The following is an 18725-nucleotide window of genomic DNA, read 5'->3' on the forward strand; positions in this document are numbered from 1 at the left end:
TTTACTTATTTCCACTGTGCAGCCGGGTCAATTATTATCCATACAGACCATAAAGCAAGTGACTTAAGCGAGGTTATGATTTTCGTAAAAGCGCGCTTTAGGTATAATAAAGCTAATATTTTATCAACTACTTAGCTCCTTTAGATGACTTCACGGAGTTATGGATTATCCGTAATGAATAAAGATATAAAAACTGATTTCAACTTAGGTGGTACGATCGAGACTGCACTTTCTGGTCAATATGAGTTGAAAGTCGGTAGTGTATTAAAAGAAGCTTGGCAGCAAACCATCAAACATTTTGTCTCTTTTTCCCCAGCTATCATTGTGCTTTTGGTGCTTCAAGCGCTGATTTTTTATATTGCGTTGAAACTGCAACTTGGTGACTTAGGGATTATTGTTGACTCGCTTTCTGATCCGGAAGCTTTTAACCAAAATGTGGTGCAAGCCATTGTGATGGCCAACTTCAGTTATGAAGTCGTCAGTGCGCCTATTTATGCTGGTATTTGCTTGATGGCGATGAGCCATGCTGCAGGCCTTAAAACTCAGCTCAAGCACATCAGTAAAGGGCTGCAATTTACGGTACCTGTCATTATCGTCACACTGATCGGACTAGTGATCCAGATCCTTGCTGGTATGTTACTTCCGTTCCTTTCCTTGTATTTTTCACTTGCGTTCAGTAATACCATTCTGTTGATATGCGAGAAGAATATTCCACCAATGCAAGCTTTGCTGTTGTCACTGCGGGCGGCAAACAAAAAGTTGCTGACTTTGGCTGGTGTATATTTCGTCATTTTAGTCATGTTTGTTATCGCCGCGATGTTTTACGGCATAGGTTTAATTTTCGTCCTTCCGTTTTTCTTCCATGCGAAGGGGGTGATTTATCGCAATATGTTTGGGATTCGCCTGAAAATAGTTTCCACTGGTACCCACAAAGGCAGCGGTGGTGATGACGACAATAACAACTCACAGGTATTTAATGCGTAAATCCGAATTCTTCGCACTTGTGGCAACTGTTTTGGTTGCCACTTATAGTTTTATCTCATACCAACATAAGCAGCAGCTCCAATTTACGGTCTCTCACGACTGGCCGATCATCCCGAAAAAAGTCTCCACGCCACCCGACTTCAGCGCAATTCGCGATGTGGATACAAAGAAGCAAACCTTCTTTGACTACCTTCGCCCTGGGATTGCTTGGGAAAATAAACGCATCCTTGAAGAACGAGTGCAACTAGAGCACGTGCGCGAACGCTTTCAGAATATGACCTTAAACGCGAAGAATATGCGTTTTATCAAAGAGATCGCAGCTCGTTACAACGTCAAGTTAGTTGAAGAAGGGATTGATAATGTGTTGTTTGACCGTCTTCTCAAGCGCGTAAATATCATTCCTGAGGGATTAGTCTTGGTACAAGCGGCGAATGAGTCTGCTTGGGGAACGTCACGTTTTGCCAAACAGGGTAACAACTTTTTTGGGCAATGGTGTTATTCCTCCGGATGTGGCTTGGTGCCGATGCAGCGTTCCGATGGCAAAAGTCACGAAGTGGCGAAGTTTAAGTCAGTTCAACAGTCGATTCATCGTTATTTTATGAACGTAAACCGAAATCGTGCTTATGAAGATTTACGTGAAATACGCCGTCAGCGTCAAAAGCAGGGAAAAGAGTTACACTCGGTTAATGCGGCTATGGCTCTGGCGGATGGTTTGCTGAAATATTCTGAAAGAGGTGACGACTACGTCAACGATCTTAAAGCGATGATTCGGCATAATGAGCACTTCTGGCAACATGAACAAGAGTAATCAGCCGTAATATGCATAAAACGCTTAGCACACTATTCATTGGCGCAGCATCCGTCTGCGCCTCTTTTCATCTGTCCGCCCATGAGTATATGTTTACCTATTCAAAGTTGTACTCGCAGATGAAATCTAATGCGTCAGAAGGCCACGATGACGTGAAAATCGCTTTCTTCTTCGTGAATGCGCAGAACAAGAATTTGTGCCCAATAAACAAAGCATGGATGGAGAAAGAACAACACTATGAACGCCTAAAAGTATCTGAAAATCATGAACTTTTGGTACCGATTGATAGTAACCTACGCCAGGCAAACCCTTTAGTCTTTGTGGATACGCCTCAAGAGTTACGGTGTGACTTTTCTATGGTGGTAATGACGAAACAATCACTCCAAGGCCGTGTAACAGCCAACGAAATGGCGCGAATCCTTCCACAAATGCAAACCTTACTTGAAGATTTAGGCGGAATGTTTGCCAGTTGGTTTACTCCAGAAGTAAAAGGATTAACCTTTGAGTTTACAGATATAAGCAGCGGTGAAGTGGTTTTGTCTGAAGGGCATTCTGTGCCAATAACCAACGGCAAGGCACAAGTCCTATTAAGTCAGCTTCAAGGTGGATATTTAACGTTGCCAGCCGAAACATCTCGAGTATTGCCTTATCTTCCTGATGCCGATTAACATACCATTTTGCTGAAAAAAAGAGGCGACATTAAGTCGCCTCTTTTTCTATCAATGATAGTAATGGCATTAAATATTGGTTACATCAAGCTGAAGGCTAGGGTCAAATTCATTCACCAACTCATCTTCAACAGTAGGTGACGCTGGCATATCTTCTTTATCAAAACCGATATCACCGCCGTTAATCACCCCTGAATCTTTATCAATCGATTTGAAATCGAACAGTTCAAAATCGGCAAGATGGCTTGGGACAACATTTTGCATCGCTCGGAACATGGTCTCGATTCGGCCAGGATAACGTTTATCCCAATCATTGAGCATCTGCTTAATCGCTTGACGTTGCAAATTCGGTTGCGAACCACATAAGTTACAAGGAATAATAGGATAAGACTTCATATCAGAATATTTTATGATGTCTTTCTCACGGCAGTAGGCAAGGGGACGAATCACGACATGTTCACCATTATCTGATACTAACTTAGGTGGCATCCCCTTCATTTTTCCGCCATGGAACATATTCAAAAACAACGTTTCAAGAATATCGTCGCGATGGTGACCAAGCGCTATCTTAGTCGCGCCCAATTCTTTCGCTGTACGATACAAGATACCTCGACGTAAACGAGAACACAAAGAACAGGTGGTTTTACCTTCCGGAATTTTATCTTGAACGATAGAGTAGGTGTCTTCTTCAACAATCTTATACTCGACACCAAGGCTGTCTAAGTATTCAGGAAGAATATGTTCAGGGAAACCGGGTTGTTTTTGGTCTAAATTAACAGCAATTAATGAAAATGAAATAGGCGCACTTTTTTGCAAACTCATCAGCATGTCTAGCATGGTGAAACTGTCTTTACCACCAGAAAGGCAAACCATAATACGATCGCCATCTTCAATCATGTTGAAGTCTTGGATCGCTTGTCCAGTGTTGCGTCGAATACGTTTTTGCAACTTATTAAAGTTGTATTGCTGCGCTTTACTTGGCTCTTGCTTTTGTTCAGTCATTAATTTCTGCTTCATTAATCTTCAAAACGAAATGAGTGGGTATGATACGGATATCTATTACAGATTCCACAATAAATGCGAACTCAAGCAAAAAAAATCCTCGCGATGAAAGCGAGGATTTCTGAGACACTGTTATTGCATATAAGCCGAAAAGGGTTAAACCGCCTCTTTGGGATCGAGTGGACTTACGTATCCCGTTGGTTTCAACGCCATAATATCGCAATCAATTTTATCAATAACGTGTTCTGCTGTATTACCGATGAATACGGCAGAAAGCCCGGTACGTCCTGTCGTGCCAATAATAACCATCGCTGCGTTTAATTTCTCAGCGGTTTGAGGAATAATTTCCTCTGGTAACCCTTGTTCTACGACCGTTTGCTCCTCATCAAACCCATGTTTTTGTCGTAATGATTTCATTGCGGTTAGGTGATGACCTCTCACTGCATCAGTGTAGGTTGTCGGATCAAACTCTGGCAATTCAATCGTAATATTGGCGGGAGTGATAGGATAGGCATTCACCAGATAAGGCTTGGCGTCCAAACGCTCTGAGAGGCTTTGCAGTTGTTCGACCATTTTGTCATTGAGGTCAATGTGCGACTCCATCTCAGAACCCACGTGAACCGAGGCCAAGATACTGGCGTCTTTCGGCCAATGGGCATTTTTCACTAAGAGTACAGGGGATGGACATTTACGAAGTAAGTGCCAATCCGTCGGCGTAAAAATCACCGACTCAAGAACATCATGTTTTCGTGTTCCTTTTATCACAATATCGTGTTGACCTGAAAATACTTCTGCAATGATGGCTTCGTAAGGTCGATTATGCCACACTACCTTAATGTCGAAATCAAAGTTGTCCGTTAAGTAGGGCTCAGCGACCGTTCTCATCCACTGTTCACGTTGCTGGATAACTCCTCGCCGCATTGCATCTCGCTCATCAGACGATAGCATGGATGTCATGTCATACGAGAAATCGTATATGGACAGGAAGAAAGTAATTCGGCTTCTTGAACGGCTCTTTTCCGCAAGTTGAATAGCACGAATTAGGGCAGGTTGTTCATCGTGATTGATATCAGCGACTACTAAAATCTTACTGTAAATACTCATATTTACTCCTTAATAACGAGGAGACCCTTATGATTACTTTAGCTTAGTTTTGGCAGAGATGATGAGGAAAAATTAGAAGTGGATTGAAGAAGTATGACGCAGCTCAGCTTTGAGCTACGTCATTGAAGTTTATTAAGAATCTTTAGATACGCCAGCCAATTCCATCAACGCATCATGATTAAGAATGGTGATATATTTACCTTTTACACTGAGGATTTCCGATTTTTGGAAACGCCCCAATAGGCGACTGATGGTTTCCACCGTCAAGCCAAGATAATTACCGATATCACCACGAGTCATGGTCAAACGAAATTCACGAGGGCTAAAGCCACGTTGTGAGAAACGAGTGGATAGGTTATACAAGAATGCCGCTAAACGCTCTTCTGCGTTTTTCTTCGATAACAACAGAATCATTTCTTGGTCGCCTTTGATCTCATTACTCATCAAACGCATGATTTGCTGACGTAACTTTGGCATTTTACCTGAGAGATCGTCCAAAATTTCATAAGGAATCTCACAAACCATAGAGGTTTCTAACGCTTGAGCAAAGCTTGGGTGAGAGTCTTCCGTAATCGCATCAAAACCAACCAAATCGCCCGCGAGGTGAAAGGCTGTAATCTGCTCGTCACCTTGTTCTGTTATGGTATAGCTCTTAATGGTACCAGAACGGATAGCATACAAGGATTTCAACTCGTCTCCAGCTTTGAAGAGCTCTTGTCCTTTCTGAATAGGTTTTTTACGCTCAATAATTTCGTCAAGCTGATCCAGCTCGGTTTCATTGAGAGTAAAAGGAATACAAAGTTGGCTGATACTGCAGTCTTGGCAGTGAATTGCACAGCCACCAGATTGAACGCGCTTTGTTGCTGGTTTCTCTGAAATCATAATAACCTTGCACTAATTTGATATACATCAACATTTTAGCATCCATTAAAAGTAAAGGATAGCTAAAAAATACCTATAAATTCAATCAACTAACAATTTTAGTTGAGCATATTGATACTTTCTATGAGTAGGAAGGCAGCGTAAATCAATAGTAAAGTCGCAGCAAGGGAGCGAAACCATTTAGCCTGCTGCCATTGTTTAAAATGTGGAGCGCCATAGCCAACCAATAGCATAGCTGGCAGAGTGCCGAGCCCAAAACACAGCATGATCATCAATCCGTTGAGCGCGCTACCTGACACCGCGGCCCAGGTTAATGTGGAATAAACAAGACCACACGGCAGCCAACCCCAAATAAATCCAAAAGGCACTGCGTGTAACGGAGATTTTAGAGGAAGAAGGGATTGACCAAATGGAGAGATTTGGCGCCAAAGAGCCTGTCCTAGAGCTTCGATTTTCAGTAATCCTTGCCACCATTGACCAATATATAAAGCCAGCATGATCATAAACAGTGCAGCAACAATTCTAAGCCACACTAACCCCTGATTAAGCGAACTGAGACTCGCTATAGTCGCAAATGCGCCGCCGATTAACGCACCAAACAGCATATAACTTGCAATTCGTCCGAAGTTATAAAGCAAAGGAGTCCACTTAGATTGGTGAGGTTGGCCTAAGCTTAACAGTGACGCTATCCCGCCACACATTCCCATACAATGGCCGGCTCCGACAAAACCAATCAAAAAAGCAGCAAACCAATCAGTATTTATCATGGGTTGTCGCGATCCGATTTTTCATCGTCATCAAATAAAATGTTGTGTCCTTGACGTTCGAGATCTTCGAATTGTTCACTTTTTACGGCCCACACAAATATGCCTACCGCTAAACAAACCAACAAAATCGCGATAGGGATAAGGATATAAAGGCTTTCCATTATTTTGAGCTCGCTTCTTTTAAAAGACGCAATGAGTTAGATACTACAATAATTGAGCTCGCAGACATACCAACCACAGCAAAATAGGGCGCAATAAAACCGGCTACGGCAAGTGGCAAAATCAGCGCATTATAACCCAGCGCCCAAGCAAGATTTTGGCGAATGATCCGCCGAGTAAAACGAGCAAGTTCTCGAGCTTTCATGACTTGCCCAAGGTTATCCCCAAGCAGAACCATATCTGCAGAGGCTTTTGCTATGTCGGTTCCGCCGCCCATAGCAACGGAAAGATGAGCACCAGAAAGCGTTGGAGCGTCGTTAATGCCGTCACCGATCATCATGGTGACACTGTCACTTTTTAGGGTATTTAGATAAGCCAATTTATCTTCAGGGCTTGAATCTGAAATAACGTTATCAATACCAACTTGTTGTGCAATATTGTGTGCATTTGAGGCGTTATCGCCCGTTAATAAGGTGATTTGAATATCACTCGCTTTAAACGAATCAATCAATGCTTTTGCATCTGAGCGAAGTGGGTCGTGGTAATAAAACTTGGCGATAAGCTGAGCATTCTGAGATAAATAAATTGCCGTTTCGTTTGACGTAAACTCAGAATCTAGCGCGAAACTGGCTTTACCGATTCGAATGGTATTTCCGTTATAAATCGCTTGAACGCCTAAACCAATTTTATTTTCTACTTGATCAAGTTCGATACTCGCATCTTTGTATGGCTGAAAAGCGCGGGCGATAGGGTGGTTAGCGAAAGACTCTAACGCAGCAGCAAGCTTTAGCGCATCTTGTCGCTGCCAATCTTCGAAGACTTCAACATGATGAAGTTGAATATCGCCTTGAGTTAATGTCCCTGTTTTATCAACGATCAGATGGTTGACTTTGCATAAGGTTTCAAAGACATGCGCTTTTCTTAGAATAATACCAAGCTCACCCATGCGTGATGCAGCGCAGGTGATCGCGGTTGGAGTTGCTAAAGAGAGTGCGCACGGGCAGGTCGCCACAAGGACCGACAGCATAATCCAAAACGCGTCTTCTGGGCGATGTTGCTGCCAATAGAACCAGGTTGCAGCGGCCGTCAATAACAGCCCTCCAACAAAATAGCGTGCGACAATATCCGCTAATTCAGCAATTCTAGGCTTGGAAAGCTGTGCTTCATCTTGCAGACGAATGATACTGGCTATTCGAGATTGTGCTTTCGATGCAGTAACCAATAGCTCAAACGCTTCTGCACCATTTAAGGTGCCTGCATAAACCTTATCACCAACGTGTTTAGCAACCTGTTCAGATTCACCCGTTAACATCGATTCATCGATATGTACTTGGCCGCTAATAATCGTACCGTCTGCTGGAATATGCTCACCCGGTAGCACTCGGATTTTATCGCCCGATTTAAGCGAGCGTACAGCAATCGTCTCACCATCTAAAGTCGTTGCCATGGCGGGAATCAGCTTCAATAAATTGCCACTGGCTGCCGCAGCTTTGCGCCTTGCGCGCATTTCAAGAAAGCGGCCAACCAGCAAAAAGAATGTGAACATCGAAATGGATTCGAAAAAGACCTCACCTTGCTCTGTGACTGTCGCAATAAAGCTGGCTATATAAGCAAAAAGTAGAGCAATGGACACAGGTACGTCCATTCCTAAGGTACGTCCTTTGATACTTCGCCAAGCACTGACATAAAACGGCGAAGCAGAATAAAGTAAGACAGGGGTTGCGAAGATGAAACTTACCCAGCGAAAGTAATTACGAAACGAAGTGTCTAGGTCCCCAAATACTTCAAAATACAGTGCCACGGCAAGCATCATCACTTGCATAGTGGCCAAACCCGCTACGCCTAATCGATATAAATATTGTTTCATCGACTGATGATAGATTCGTTCTTGCTCGTCAGCCTCAAACGGCGCGGCTTTATAGCCCAGCTTTTGAATAGCCGTTAAAATTTCGCTTAAACTTGTTTGCTCTGGAGACCATTTTAAGTGCGCTCGGTGGGTTGTGGTATTGACGCGAATCTCGATGACGCCTGACTGACGCATCAATTGCTTTTCTATAAGCCATGCACAAGCCGCGCAAGATACCCCCTCTAGTGACAGTGTCACCTGTTTGGCGTTATCGATGTCGTGAACAAAATCTAATTGGACATCTTCGTTGTCATAATAGGCGAGTTGACTGAGCTGCTCTGGAATTAAATCCGCTTTATCGGCCGTTTGAGTTCGATACTGGTAGTAAGAGACTAAACCACTATCAACGATGGTTTGTGCGACAGATTGACAGCCAGGACAACACATGGTGCGTGGCTTGTTTAATATTTCTACACTATAGTCCGTGCCGACTGGTACATCTTCACCACAGTGGTAACACGTTTTGCTCATACGACCTCAATTAATAAGAGGAACAGGTGAAGGGCTAGGGAATTGAACTCGACCTTGAATTAACCATGACTGATCATGAGGTGTGACTTCGATAAACCATGGGCCTTGAAGTTCACTGTCCAAATCAAGCCGGTAGTTCCCATTGGCGTCCGCACTGAGCATTCGAGAAAAGTCGCGATCGGGTAAAGTCCGATGCGCAAACATAACGTTAAGTGCGGGGTAATGCGTTAGCTGACCTTTATCAAAGTGAACAACGATCTGTTGCCCCGTAGAGGCGATAGTCGCTGACAGCTCCTGAGATTTAGCAGCATCAATTTTCGATAAATCGATATTAATACCTTTGCCTTTTTTATAGTAATCCTCGGTGACCAAAGAGACAGAATTCTGAGAAAAGACAATGACCGTAATTATCGTCCAGATAACAACGATGGACGGTAGAATAATGAGAAACCAGGGCCAAAACTGCTTATACCAAGGCTTTACCATAAAAAAGATCTCAACATGAATAGGGGGGAATATGACCGGCCTCATGATGAAGCCGGTACAGCTTTCAATTATTGCTCTTGTGAGTCCGAGTTACTTAAGCTCCAAACATAAGATGCGACAAGCTGAATTTTGTCTTCGCCGAGAATGTCCTTCCACGCAGGCATTACACCAGAACGGCCATTCATCACGGTTTCCGTAACATCAGCTCGAGTACCACCAAATAGCCAATCTCGGTCAGTTAAGTCCGGAGCGCCAACTGCAGGGTTACCTTTACCATCTGTGCCATGGCAAGCTGCACAAACCACGAAGCGTTTTTGACCAGCTTCAGCCTCACGTGCATTCACTTTACGGCCGGATAAGCTCAGCGTATAACTGACCACTTCCTGAACACCTTGCTCACCAAGGGCATCTTTCCATGATGGCATTTGCCCCACACGACCATGCATCAGAGTTGTTACGATCGCTTGCGGCTCACCACCGTACAGCCAGGCATCATCTGTTAAATTAGGAAAACCCTTTTGTCCACGGGCATCAGAACCATGACACTGAGAGCAGTTTTGTAAAAACAAACGCTGTCCTACTTTGACCGCTTCCGGATCTGCAGCGATTTCTGGTACAGGCCTGAGCTCGGAAGAACCTTCAACATGAGCCAGCTTTCTAAATGCTTCTCCAAAATATGCGTCCGCATCATCCAACTCTTTCGCGTATTGGACCAAACGTTTTTCTTGTTGTGCATTTTGAATCGAAGCTTTTGACTCTTCTAAAGAACGCACAGTTTGATCTGAGCTTTGCCAGCCAAGTAAACCTTTAAAGTTACCCAGACCAGGATAGAGAGCAAGATAAGTCGCAGCAATAATGAAAGTACCAACAAATAGATACGTCCACCATTTAGGCAATGGGTTGTTAATTTCACGAATACCATCATACTCGTGGCCCATGTCTTTGCCTTCTTCAACGCCCATTTTATCCTTCAGGCACCAATACAAAAGCGCAGCACAGCCAAGCAACGTACCAACGGTGATGATGATAATCCAAAGACTCCAAAACGTCGTCATTACTTAGTCACTCCTTGTTCATGTGAAGGGCGTTCTTGCTCATCAGCAAAAATCATATTCGCGTCCTCCTCAAAGCGAGCTTTACGGCTTTTACCAAATGCCCACCATACGACGCCAATAAAACTAACGAACAGAACAATGGTCCAAATACTGTGTATCGTACCGATATCCATAATCGCCCCTTATTTCATTGCATGACCAAGAGATTGAAGATAAGCAATTAGAGCATCGATCTCTGATTTACCTTCGATTTCTTTTGGTGCGTTTTCAATTTGTTCATCCGTATATGGCACTCCAAACTGATTACGGAATAACGCCATTTTTTGTTTGGTATATTTACCATCAAGCATATTTTCTGCTAACCACGGAAAGCCCGGCATATTTGACTCTGGTACCAACTCACGCGGATCCATCAAGTGTACGCGATGCCACTCATCAGAGTAACGTCCACCCACTCGCGCAAGATCAGGCCCTGTGCGTTTAGAGCCCCACAAGAATGGATGCTCCCAAACACTTTCGCCAGCGACTGAATAATGACCATAACGTTCTGTTTCAGAGCGGAAAGGACGAATCATTTGGCTGTGACAAACATTACAACCTTCGCGGATATAAATATCACGACCTTCCAGCTGCAATGCCGTATAGGGTTTTAAGTTTTCTACTGGCTCAGTGGTTTGTTTTTGGAAAATCAACGGCGTGATTTCCACAAGCGCGCCTAAGCTAATCGCAAACACAATGCAGATGGCTAATAGACCAACATTGCGTTCGATGACCTCATGGCGGTTATTCGAATTACTACTCATGTTTGTCCATCTCCTTATGCTGGCTGCGAAATCGCTTTGAGGCTATCTTTTGGTGCCGCTATCGTCTTATACGTGTTGTAAGCCATTAAGAACATGCCACTTAAGAAAATAAAACCACCGATAAAGCGGACAGTATAGAACGGATACGACGCTTGAACTGACTCAACAAAGCTGTACGTCAAGGTGCCATCTGAATTCACTGCACGCCACATCAACCCCTGCATGACACCAGAGATCCACATTGCCACGATATACAAAACAGTACCAATTGTTGCTAACCAGAAATGAGCGTTAACCAGGCCGACGGAGTACATGCGTTGCTGGCCAAACAGACGTGGAATCAAATGATAAACGGAGCCGATAGACACCATCGCAACCCAACCTAGAGCACCAGAGTGCACGTGACCTATCGTCCAGTCGGTATAGTGGGATAGGGCATTAACGGTTTTAATTGACATCATTGGACCTTCAAAGGTCGACATGCCGTAAAACGACAGAGAAACAATCAAAAATCGAAGAATTGGGTCATAACGTAACTTATGCCATGCACCTGATAAGGTCATAATGCCGTTGATCATTCCACCCCAAGATGGCGCAAATAATACCAAAGACATAACCATACCCAGAGACTGAGTCCAGTCAGGTAGTGCGGTGTAGTGTAGGTGGTGAGGGCCAGCCCAGATATAAAGAGAGATCAAAGCCCAAAAGTGAACGATAGACAAACGGTAAGAATAAACAGGACGTTCAGCTTGCTTAGGGACGAAGTAATACATCATTCCAAGGAAGCCAGCGGTTAATAGGAAACCAACGGCATTGTGCCCATACCACCATTGCACCATGGCATCGACAGCACCGGAATAGATACTATAGGACTTCATCATCGACAGAGGAATCGCCATACTGTTGACGATGTGTAAAACGGCAACTGTGATAATGAACGCGCCAAAGAACCAGTTTGCGACGTATATATGTGAGGTCTTACGTTTTACAATTGTGCCGAAGAAAACAACAGCATAAGCCACCCAAACGATTGCAATGGCAATATCGATAGGCCATTCAAGCTCTGCGTATTCTTTGCTTGTTGTGTATCCTAATGGCAAAGATATTGCCGCGGAAAGAATGACGGCTTGCCATCCCCAGAACGTAAAGGCGGCTAAAGGCCCACCAAATAAACGAGTTTGACAAGTTCTCTGAACAACATAATAAGATGTTGCAAACAGGGCACTTGTACCGAAGGCAAAAATTACCGCATTCGTATGCAGCGGTCTAAGACGACTGTACGTCAACCACGGCGTATCAAAGTTTAGCTGTGGCCAAACTAGTTGAGCGGCAATCAAAACACCAACGCCCATACCGACAATTCCCCATAAAATAGTCACAAGGGTAAATTGGCGAACGACCGTATAGTTGTAGTTTTGTTCAAGCTGCTGTTCTTGGCTCATTTGCATGCTTCCAATTTTCTAATTAACTACACTTTACTTCCAACACGACTCATGTCGTAATGCCACCCAAACCGTTCAGAAAGTTGCGTTTATTCAGCGATTTAATTTTCCTGAAAAGATTTTTAAAAAAGCAGCATTTTCAGGCGATAACTATAATTCATTTAACAATTTAATGACAGGGTGGTAACCCTTACAAACGTTCAGGGTATGGGCTTTTATGTCAAAACTTTGAACTTTGTTGCATGGAGAACTTAAAACAATGCCAGCACAAAAACTGACACCGGGGCGGCTCGCACAAATAATCGTCATGTTAACCATTTTAGTTGTGGCTTTTTTCTGGAGAACATTTACTCATGAGCCTAAACAGGAAACAGACATCCAATGTCAGATAAGCGCTGGGCGCTGCATGCTTGATATCAGTGAAGAGCAAATTGAAGTGCAAAAGACGCGACAAAATAGCCTTAAAATCGCCAAGCCAGAAATGGATTGGACCCTGAGTTCCGCAAAAAACAGCGTTATGAATCGCGTAAACTACTGGGAAGTATTACTGCAACCACAACAAAGTGACGTTATTTTAACGCTAACTAACTCAAACAATTCGAATTACCTAGTTACAATTTCATTAGACTAAGGCACAGCACCTAATAATCAGGATGAGATTCGAAGATTAACAAACTGATTATTAGGTATTTTATGGTAAATAGTTATGTTTAACGCAAATAAGCCACTAATCAGAAGAGAGTATATAGAAGAAAGGAAGTGACATAATTTAGCTCAAAACCAATTTAACATAAGATACATAATGCGCACTGTTAAATTATTAGAAATAATGGTGACGCTACGTAAAATCTGGAAACATTTGAGGCTCATTGTCCATAGATTTTAAAATTTGAGCATTATTGGGCTTTGAGCCAGACAAACATATTGAGCGGCACTAACCACGCTTGGCTTTGTGACTGGTGCTTTTGAATCCTTGGTGAGGAAACACATTTCGGATTCGCTGCTGAACCTTCTTTGGGACTTGGTTGGAAAATGTCAATTTGAAGCCGCTACGTTGCTGGTAGACTTTTAGCTCACCATCAAATGGTGTTGTTTCGCCGATCTCTGTCACGTTATGTTTAAACTTCGGTGGAAAGTGACCTTTGTTGCCGACAATATGCCCGTCTTTAAAACGAACTTTTAAGATTGGTCTATCAATCACCACTAACCAAAAAATGACGGCAGCAGCCACCAAAATGACGTACAACATAACAACTCCTTAAGAGTAAATTATTCAGAAAGCAATTTGCTCAGATCTTCTTTTAAGCTGGTGACCGTTCTGCTTGCTTTTTCACTGCGAGAAGCTTCAGACAACAAGTATTCAATTGCATCTGAAAGTGTACAACCCAGCTCGCTGGCTCTTTGGGACAGTTTCTCCCAAACTCGGTAGTCTAAATCAATCGATTTCTTTTTTGTGTGAACTTGTTCAGCATTAAAGTGGCGTTTTCGTTTGGCTCTAATCGCTTGTTTTAATTTATTATCAAGCTCTGAAGACATGTGGTTATCGATCCACTCAAGGACTTTTGTTGGCTCATGCTCAACGCTTTGCAGTGCTTTAATGGCAGTTTCAGCTTCACTGGAATCGATGTGACGAGTAATGTTTTCGCCTTCTTTCCATTTCTTTATCAGGTAGTTCCACTTCCAACCACATTCTAGGTTTTCGAGCTGTTGGTATTTCATGAGCGTATTCCTTGATCCTTTGAGTGACAGCGTAACCCAAGCCGTTGTCAACTACAATTATTTTTGAATAAAACAAGATGGAGATCATTAGCTCTATGCCCTATCTCCCTTTTTCTATATAATTTGCCCCCTTATAAAGCAATCAGTTACCTTAAATGAACCAAGAAACCTGGCATTCTCTTGTACCTAATTACGACATTTATGACACAAATATTAATAACTTTAATGAGTTAGCATCATTCAGTTTTTGGTCCAGCCAAAAACGATTAGCGCAATCATTAAAGGTGTTTGCCAGTTCGCACAATGCGTCTCAGGTTTGTTTAGTCAACGCCCCTGATAACCCGTTGTATCGCACCCTTATTGCAGAAAAGCTTCGCGCTATCAGCGATAAACCGGCACTTACGACTGAATCTTGTGATCTTAAAACGTTACTTGGTAGCTATGTCACCTCACAATCGGGGGAATTGGTTCGTTACCAACCGGGCTTATTGAAACAAGCAAAAGATGGCATTGTGGTTATTCCCGCCACGTTGATACTCAAAAATAGTGACAATTGGTGTCTTATTAAAGCGGCATTAATGCAACAAGAATTAAGTCCGCTTAATGTTTCAGGTAAAACACTGATAGCAGAACCGATTATAGAAAACTGTGCGTGTACTATCGTGGTTGTCGGCGATCGAAACCAACTTGCAGATATTGACTATATCGAACCAGAGCTATTGACCGGCCTCGGTATGTTTGGAGAGTTGGAAACAGAGATAGCATTGAATAGCCAATCGATTCTCTCTTATTTAGAATTTGTTCGTTGGCTCATTAACCAATATCAATTGCCATTGTTGACTCACGATGGGCTTCATCAACTGATGGCTGCGGGCGCCAGATATACTGAAGATCAAGGTTATATGCCTTTGGATGTTTTATGGACTCGCACCCTACTTTCTCAAGCCGCTGAATTTGTTGATCAATCACGCATTAACGCACAATCGATTGAGCTTGCTCTTGAACACCAACGCCAGCGCGAAAATTATCTACCAGAACGGGCATTATCCGACATTCTAGATGGCCAAGTCATCATTGAAACAAAAGGTGAACGTGTTGGCCAAGTGAACGGTTTAACGGTTATTGATGTACCTGGGCATCCTTTGTCTTATGGCGAACCCGCCCGTATCTCTTGCGTTATCCACTTCGGCGATGGTGATATTTCAGATGTTGAACGCAAAGCTGAGCTTGGCGGCAACCTACATGCCAAAGGCATGATGATCATGCAAGCGTTCGTCAGTAGCGCATTAAAGCTCGATGAACCTTTACCCTACTCGGCTTCAGTCGTATTTGAGCAATCGTACTGCGAAGTCGATGGCGACAGCGCGTCACTAGCGGAGCTATGCAGCTTTGTAAGTGCCCTTTCTGAGTACCCCATCAATCAGCAGATTGCGGTAACAGGCGCGGTGGACCAATTTGGTCGTGTACAAGCGGTGGGCGGACTCAATGAAAAAATTGAAGGCTTTTTCCGTGTTTGCCAACACCAAGGGTTTACTGGACATCAAGGTGTAATATTACCGAGTGCTAACTTGAAGCATTTAGCACTCGACAAAGAAGTGATCAATAGTATTAAAAGTGGCGACTTTCATATTTGGTCAGTGTCGAATGTTGATGAAGCGATTCCGTTAATTATGGGAAAACCATTTCGAGACGAAGATGAATCAAGCGTCATTAGTAAGATAGCAGAACGCATTGAAAACTATGAAAAGCACGAACATCCGCCTACTATTGTGGAGCGTATCAAAAACTTGTTCGTTAAACACTGATCGGAGTTGTTTAGCTTACACGTGTTCACTAACATGCTGCTATCAAAACTTGGAGTAAGTGATAATGCAAAACAGACGTGAATCATACAATCGTGACGATCTACTAGCCTCAAGCCAAGGCGAACTTTTTGGCGAAGGCTATCCACAACTACCAGCACCTAACATGCTGATGATGGATCGCATTAGTAAAATGTCTGAAACCGAAGGTGATTTTGGTAAAGGTCTGATTTTAGCAGAGTTAGATATTAAGCCTGATTTGTGGTTCTTTGACTGCCACTTCCCTGGCGATCCAGTAATGCCTGGCTGTCTTGGATTGGACGCTATGTGGCAATTGGTTGGTTTCTTCCTTGGCTGGGTTGGCGGTAAAGGTAAAGGCCGTGCACTGGGTGTTGGCGAAGTGAAGTTTACCGGTCAAATTTTGCCTACAGCGAAAAAAGTGACTTATGAAATTCATATGAAGCGTGTCGTTAACCGGAAATTGGTTATGGGCCTAGCTGATGGCCGTGTTTTAGTTGATGGTAAAGAAATTTACGTTGCTAAAGATTTAAAAGTTGGTTTGTTCCAAGACACTTCTGCGTTTTAATTGGATGCGAATTTATTAGCGGCTCGCTTGAGTCGCTTTTTTAATGTCAAGACATTTAGTTATAGTGCATTAGTGGGGTAATTAAAAGCCCCTAAATATAGGGGCAAAATTGTATGGGGAGAAACCTATTTATAGAGGCCTGTCTGTTTATCCTCTCGAGCGTCTCGCCAACCTCCTAACCAATATGATCGTGCATCCATTTGAGAGTACGGACACGCTTCTACTGAACGACCATTGAGGCCAGCTTTATAACCTTGAGATTGAGCTCTTTCAAGGCGGTCACGCTTCTGTCTCTTCATCATACCATCCTCATACACTGTGGTTTGTACTTACAAAAATAGTGTTACGACTTCATGGAGCTTTTATGGCTCCACTATTAAGGATCGATCAATTTTCGCCCTTTCTCAAGGCGAAAAAAAGCACAGATTCAATTTTGTGAACCTGTGCTCTAGATGAAAATTTAACCTATTTTTTACGGAACCGAATAAACCCTAAGATGGTCAATAACATCCAGTTCAGTGAACCACCCTTACGTGACACGGTCACCTCTGTTTGAGGGCGGGTTTGTATATCAGCATTAGTTGCATCAGCAATCGGTGTAAGCTGAACGGCAACAACAGATTCAGTTTGGCCACTACAAGGTGAGTCAATCGCGGTGGTATCGTAGCCTCCAGCACAGTAATAAGCAGTTCCGGAAATAATGCCAGCATCGTTAATATCAGATGCTTCGAAAATGCGATATTGGTTATTAGATGAAGAAGCCGAACCATCATTGGTCAGATCATCGAGATAGTATGCAGTATTACTAAAGACGTCTCGTGGGCTGTTTGCACTTCCTGAGATAGACAGTGGTGCAATAAAGCCGCGTTGAGCACGAGGGTTACCGTTAATTTCTCGGTGAGTCTCATAATCAATGGTACCGACAACTTCATTAAAATTGTTGATAGCCCCCGCTTTGCCATTTGCTCCAGAGAAAAAGATACTGCCAGAGAATTCGGTATAACGCGGTGAAGCGACGTTAGGCACATAAAACAACGTGTTCGCGTAAGCACCATTGCGTGCTTCGTTCATTTTTGCAGTGCCAATAGCAACATTATTTTCATTGACAGAGGTTAAAACTGAGTTTGCATAGTCATCTTCAACATCATAGCGGAAGTTACTCACGAACCGGTTTGACCACGTACTGCCACTGTCGGTTGACGTAAATACGCTAGCAATCAGGCGCTCTTCATCGTTGGAGTTATAACCCACCGCATAAATCGTAGAGCCATCAACCACAATATCGCGCGCGCTGCCTTGTGGAATAACCCAACCATCGGCTTCAGCACTCACCCAATTGATTTCATTCGCCGTATTATTCACCCAAATTGTCGCTTTTGATGACGTTGTGTTTGAACGTGTACTGTTATTACGCGACACGCTACCGACGGTATAAGTCTTGCTTCCATCGGAAACTTGCGCCCAAGCATGAGAAGCTTCAAAATCACTGTCTGTGTGGACATCATCATTTAGCAAACTACCGCCAACAAATGCACGATTACGACTTGTGCTGCCATCTCGCACATTACCGATAATCGTACCGTCTTGGTTATAGGCGTTTACAGCCGTATTTTCGATAAATAATGGATTGGACGGATCAATCGGTTGCGAATAGGCAATCACGTTGTCATAATTCCCTGCGCGCTCATAGGTATAGCCTTGCCACTGCTCACTTGCCCAATCATCACAAATTGAATCAGTGTAACCGAGGAAGCGATAACAATAGGTTTCAAAACCATCTTGGCCATCATCAAGATAATCAAACCCATAACGTAAGAAAAACGGCGCTTCATCACGGTAATTGAAACCTTGTGGGTTCTTTTGCGTTTCTGCAATAACATCAGAGGTAGGACATGTAGATCCACTATCCCAACATGACTCGCCGGATGCAGACTGCTGAATGGCCACGCCATAAGTGTCAACGTTGGTGCCTTCCGGTGCATATTGTGTCACATTATAAATAGCCGCATTTGCACTTAATGCCGTGAACACGGTGGCTGCGATGGCTGATAATTTAAATGTTTTACTACTCATTTTAATAT

21 protein-coding genes are annotated in these 18725 nt (G+C 43.3%); 6 read left to right on the forward strand and 15 right to left on the reverse strand.

Going from position 1 to position 18725, the window contains the following annotated elements:
* Nucleotides 1-174: 174 nt before the first annotated feature.
* The 3 genes from ACFFUV_RS04130 to ACFFUV_RS04140 are packed head-to-tail and all read left to right on the forward strand — an operon-like array spanning nt 175 to nt 2460.
* Nucleotides 175-984 (forward strand): DUF2189 domain-containing protein, encoded by an 810-nt coding sequence (locus tag ACFFUV_RS04130; RefSeq protein ID WP_390189922.1) that lies wholly within the window; start codon nt 175-177, stop codon nt 982-984.
* The gene (locus tag ACFFUV_RS04135; RefSeq protein WP_390189924.1) at nt 977-1792 is read left to right on the forward strand and encodes a glucosaminidase domain-containing protein; all 816 of its coding nucleotides are present in this window, start codon (nt 977-979) and stop codon (nt 1790-1792) included. The genes ACFFUV_RS04130 and ACFFUV_RS04135 overlap by 8 nt, the downstream gene beginning before the upstream one ends.
* Before the next feature lie 11 nt (nt 1793-1803).
* A complete protein-coding gene (locus tag ACFFUV_RS04140; protein ID WP_390189925.1) occupies nt 1804-2460 on the forward strand; it encodes a DUF2987 domain-containing protein in 657 nt (218 codons plus the stop codon).
* Between the two features lie 69 nt (nt 2461-2529).
* On the opposite strand, the gene ttcA is transcribed toward ACFFUV_RS04140, so the two are convergent.
* The 11 genes from ttcA to ccoN all read right to left on the reverse strand — a co-directional run bounded on the left by ttcA (nt 2530) and on the right by ccoN (nt 12537).
* Nucleotides 2530-3462, reverse strand: coding sequence for a tRNA 2-thiocytidine(32) synthetase TtcA (gene ttcA / locus ACFFUV_RS04145; RefSeq protein ID WP_390189926.1), 933 nt, complete (start codon nt 3460-3462; stop codon nt 2530-2532).
* Nucleotides 3463-3618: 156 nt separating this feature from the next.
* Nucleotides 3619-4566: a universal stress protein UspE gene (gene uspE / locus ACFFUV_RS04150; RefSeq protein WP_390189927.1), complete on the reverse strand. Its 948-nt coding sequence runs from the start codon at nt 4564-4566 to the stop codon at nt 3619-3621.
* Between the two features lie 132 nt (nt 4567-4698).
* A complete protein-coding gene (gene fnr, locus ACFFUV_RS04155) occupies nt 4699-5448 on the reverse strand; it encodes a fumarate/nitrate reduction transcriptional regulator Fnr (RefSeq protein ID WP_390189929.1) in 750 nt (249 codons plus the stop codon).
* Between the two features lie 98 nt (nt 5449-5546).
* Nucleotides 5547-6212 carry a sulfite exporter TauE/SafE family protein gene (locus ACFFUV_RS04160; RefSeq protein ID WP_390191840.1) on the reverse strand — a complete coding sequence of 222 codons (666 nt, stop codon included), beginning with the start codon at nt 6210-6212 and terminating at the stop codon, nt 5547-5549.
* Nucleotides 6212-6376, reverse strand: coding sequence for a cbb3-type cytochrome oxidase assembly protein CcoS (ccoS, locus tag ACFFUV_RS04165; protein ID WP_390189930.1), 165 nt, complete (start codon nt 6374-6376; stop codon nt 6212-6214). The genes ACFFUV_RS04160 and ccoS overlap by 1 nt, the downstream gene beginning before the upstream one ends.
* A complete protein-coding gene (locus ACFFUV_RS04170; RefSeq protein ID WP_390189931.1) occupies nt 6376-8751 on the reverse strand; it encodes a heavy metal translocating P-type ATPase in 2376 nt (791 codons plus the stop codon). Before ACFFUV_RS04170 ends, ccoS begins: the two co-directional genes overlap by 1 nt.
* 6 nt (nt 8752-8757) lie before the next feature.
* A complete protein-coding gene (locus ACFFUV_RS04175) occupies nt 8758-9237 on the reverse strand; it encodes a FixH family protein (RefSeq protein WP_390189932.1) in 480 nt (159 codons plus the stop codon).
* A 68-nt stretch (nt 9238-9305) separates the two neighbouring features.
* On the reverse strand, nt 9306-10292 hold the full coding sequence (ccoP, locus tag ACFFUV_RS04180; RefSeq protein WP_390189934.1) for a cytochrome-c oxidase, cbb3-type subunit III: 987 nt from the start codon (nt 10290-10292) through the stop codon (nt 9306-9308).
* Entirely contained in the window at nt 10292-10465 is a 174-nt protein-coding gene (locus ACFFUV_RS04185; protein ID WP_390189935.1) for a cbb3-type cytochrome oxidase subunit 3, read from the reverse strand. Before ACFFUV_RS04185 ends, ccoP begins: the two co-directional genes overlap by 1 nt.
* A 9-nt stretch (nt 10466-10474) precedes the next feature.
* Nucleotides 10475-11095, reverse strand: a complete 621-nt coding sequence (gene ccoO / locus ACFFUV_RS04190) for a cytochrome-c oxidase, cbb3-type subunit II (protein WP_390189939.1) — start codon at nt 11093-11095, stop codon at nt 10475-10477.
* Nucleotides 11096-11109: 14 nt separating this feature from the next.
* Nucleotides 11110-12537 carry a cytochrome-c oxidase, cbb3-type subunit I gene (gene ccoN / locus ACFFUV_RS04195; protein ID WP_390189941.1) on the reverse strand — a complete coding sequence of 476 codons (1428 nt, stop codon included), beginning with the start codon at nt 12535-12537 and terminating at the stop codon, nt 11110-11112.
* 259 nt (nt 12538-12796) lie between these two features.
* Here ccoN and ACFFUV_RS04200 point away from each other — a divergent pair, with 259 nt between their 5' ends.
* Nucleotides 12797-13168, forward strand: a complete 372-nt coding sequence (locus tag ACFFUV_RS04200; RefSeq protein WP_390189943.1) for a hypothetical protein — start codon at nt 12797-12799, stop codon at nt 13166-13168.
* Between the two features lie 303 nt (nt 13169-13471).
* On the opposite strand, the gene ACFFUV_RS04205 is transcribed toward ACFFUV_RS04200, so the two are convergent.
* Together ACFFUV_RS04205 and matP are read right to left on the reverse strand one after the other, a co-directional pair.
* The gene (locus ACFFUV_RS04205; RefSeq protein WP_390189944.1) at nt 13472-13786 is read right to left on the reverse strand and encodes a DUF3634 family protein; all 315 of its coding nucleotides are present in this window, start codon (nt 13784-13786) and stop codon (nt 13472-13474) included.
* A gap of 20 nt (nt 13787-13806) precedes the next feature.
* Complete coding sequence (gene matP, locus ACFFUV_RS04210) at nt 13807-14256, reverse strand: macrodomain Ter protein MatP (protein ID WP_390189946.1); 450 nt, start codon at nt 14254-14256, stop codon at nt 13807-13809.
* A 155-nt stretch (nt 14257-14411) separates the two neighbouring features.
* On the opposite strand from matP, the gene ACFFUV_RS04215 reads away from it, so the two are divergent.
* Nucleotides 14412-16061, forward strand: a complete 1650-nt coding sequence (locus tag ACFFUV_RS04215) for a S16 family serine protease (RefSeq protein WP_390189947.1) — start codon at nt 14412-14414, stop codon at nt 16059-16061.
* Between the two features lie 64 nt (nt 16062-16125).
* Nucleotides 16126-16644, forward strand: coding sequence for a bifunctional 3-hydroxydecanoyl-ACP dehydratase/trans-2-decenoyl-ACP isomerase (fabA, locus tag ACFFUV_RS04220; protein WP_390189948.1), 519 nt, complete (start codon nt 16126-16128; stop codon nt 16642-16644).
* 125 nt (nt 16645-16769) lie between these two features.
* Here the strand turns inward: fabA and rmf are convergent, their stop codons facing one another.
* Complete coding sequence (gene rmf / locus ACFFUV_RS04225) at nt 16770-16943, reverse strand: ribosome modulation factor (RefSeq protein ID WP_390191843.1); 174 nt, start codon at nt 16941-16943, stop codon at nt 16770-16772.
* 166 nt (nt 16944-17109) lie between these two features.
* Nucleotides 17110-18717 carry a DUF3466 family protein gene (locus tag ACFFUV_RS04230; RefSeq protein ID WP_390189949.1) on the reverse strand — a complete coding sequence of 536 codons (1608 nt, stop codon included), beginning with the start codon at nt 18715-18717 and terminating at the stop codon, nt 17110-17112.
* Nucleotides 18718-18725: the final 8 nt, after the last annotated feature.

This window comes from Vibrio olivae, assembly GCF_042428525.1.
Classification (GTDB): Bacteria; Pseudomonadota; Gammaproteobacteria; order Enterobacterales; family Vibrionaceae; genus Vibrio; species Vibrio olivae.

Coding starts and splice junctions, on each gene's coding strand:
- ACFFUV_RS04130 (WP_390189922.1), top strand. CDS start 175: ATGAATAAAGATATAAAAACTGATTTCAACTTAGGTGGTACGATCGAG.
- ACFFUV_RS04135 (WP_390189924.1), top strand. CDS start 977: ATGCGTAAATCCGAATTCTTCGCACTTGTGGCAACTGTTTTGGTTGCC.
- ACFFUV_RS04140 (WP_390189925.1), top strand. CDS start 1,804: ATGCATAAAACGCTTAGCACACTATTCATTGGCGCAGCATCCGTCTGC.
- ttcA (WP_390189926.1), bottom strand. CDS start 3,462: ATGACTGAACAAAAGCAAGAGCCAAGTAAAGCGCAGCAATACAACTTT.
- uspE (WP_390189927.1), bottom strand. CDS start 4,566: ATGAGTATTTACAGTAAGATTTTAGTAGTCGCTGATATCAATCACGAT.
- fnr (WP_390189929.1), bottom strand. CDS start 5,448: ATGATTTCAGAGAAACCAGCAACAAAGCGCGTTCAATCTGGTGGCTGT.
- ccoS (WP_390189930.1), bottom strand. CDS start 6,376: ATGGAAAGCCTTTATATCCTTATCCCTATCGCGATTTTGTTGGTTTGT.
- ACFFUV_RS04170 (WP_390189931.1), bottom strand. CDS start 8,751: ATGAGCAAAACGTGTTACCACTGTGGTGAAGATGTACCAGTCGGCACG.
- ACFFUV_RS04175 (WP_390189932.1), bottom strand. CDS start 9,237: ATGGTAAAGCCTTGGTATAAGCAGTTTTGGCCCTGGTTTCTCATTATT.
- ccoP (WP_390189934.1), bottom strand. CDS start 10,292: ATGACGACGTTTTGGAGTCTTTGGATTATCATCATCACCGTTGGTACG.
- ACFFUV_RS04185 (WP_390189935.1), bottom strand. CDS start 10,465: ATGGATATCGGTACGATACACAGTATTTGGACCATTGTTCTGTTCGTT.
- ccoO (WP_390189939.1), bottom strand. CDS start 11,095: ATGAGTAGTAATTCGAATAACCGCCATGAGGTCATCGAACGCAATGTT.
- ccoN (WP_390189941.1), bottom strand. CDS start 12,537: ATGAGCCAAGAACAGCAGCTTGAACAAAACTACAACTATACGGTCGTT.
- ACFFUV_RS04200 (WP_390189943.1), top strand. CDS start 12,797: ATGCCAGCACAAAAACTGACACCGGGGCGGCTCGCACAAATAATCGTC.
- ACFFUV_RS04205 (WP_390189944.1), bottom strand. CDS start 13,786: ATGTTGTACGTCATTTTGGTGGCTGCTGCCGTCATTTTTTGGTTAGTG.
- matP (WP_390189946.1), bottom strand. CDS start 14,256: ATGAAATACCAACAGCTCGAAAACCTAGAATGTGGTTGGAAGTGGAAC.
- ACFFUV_RS04215 (WP_390189947.1), top strand. CDS start 14,412: ATGAACCAAGAAACCTGGCATTCTCTTGTACCTAATTACGACATTTAT.
- fabA (WP_390189948.1), top strand. CDS start 16,126: ATGCAAAACAGACGTGAATCATACAATCGTGACGATCTACTAGCCTCA.
- rmf (WP_390191843.1), bottom strand. CDS start 16,943: ATGAAGAGACAGAAGCGTGACCGCCTTGAAAGAGCTCAATCTCAAGGT.
- ACFFUV_RS04230 (WP_390189949.1), bottom strand. CDS start 18,717: ATGAGTAGTAAAACATTTAAATTATCAGCCATCGCAGCCACCGTGTTC.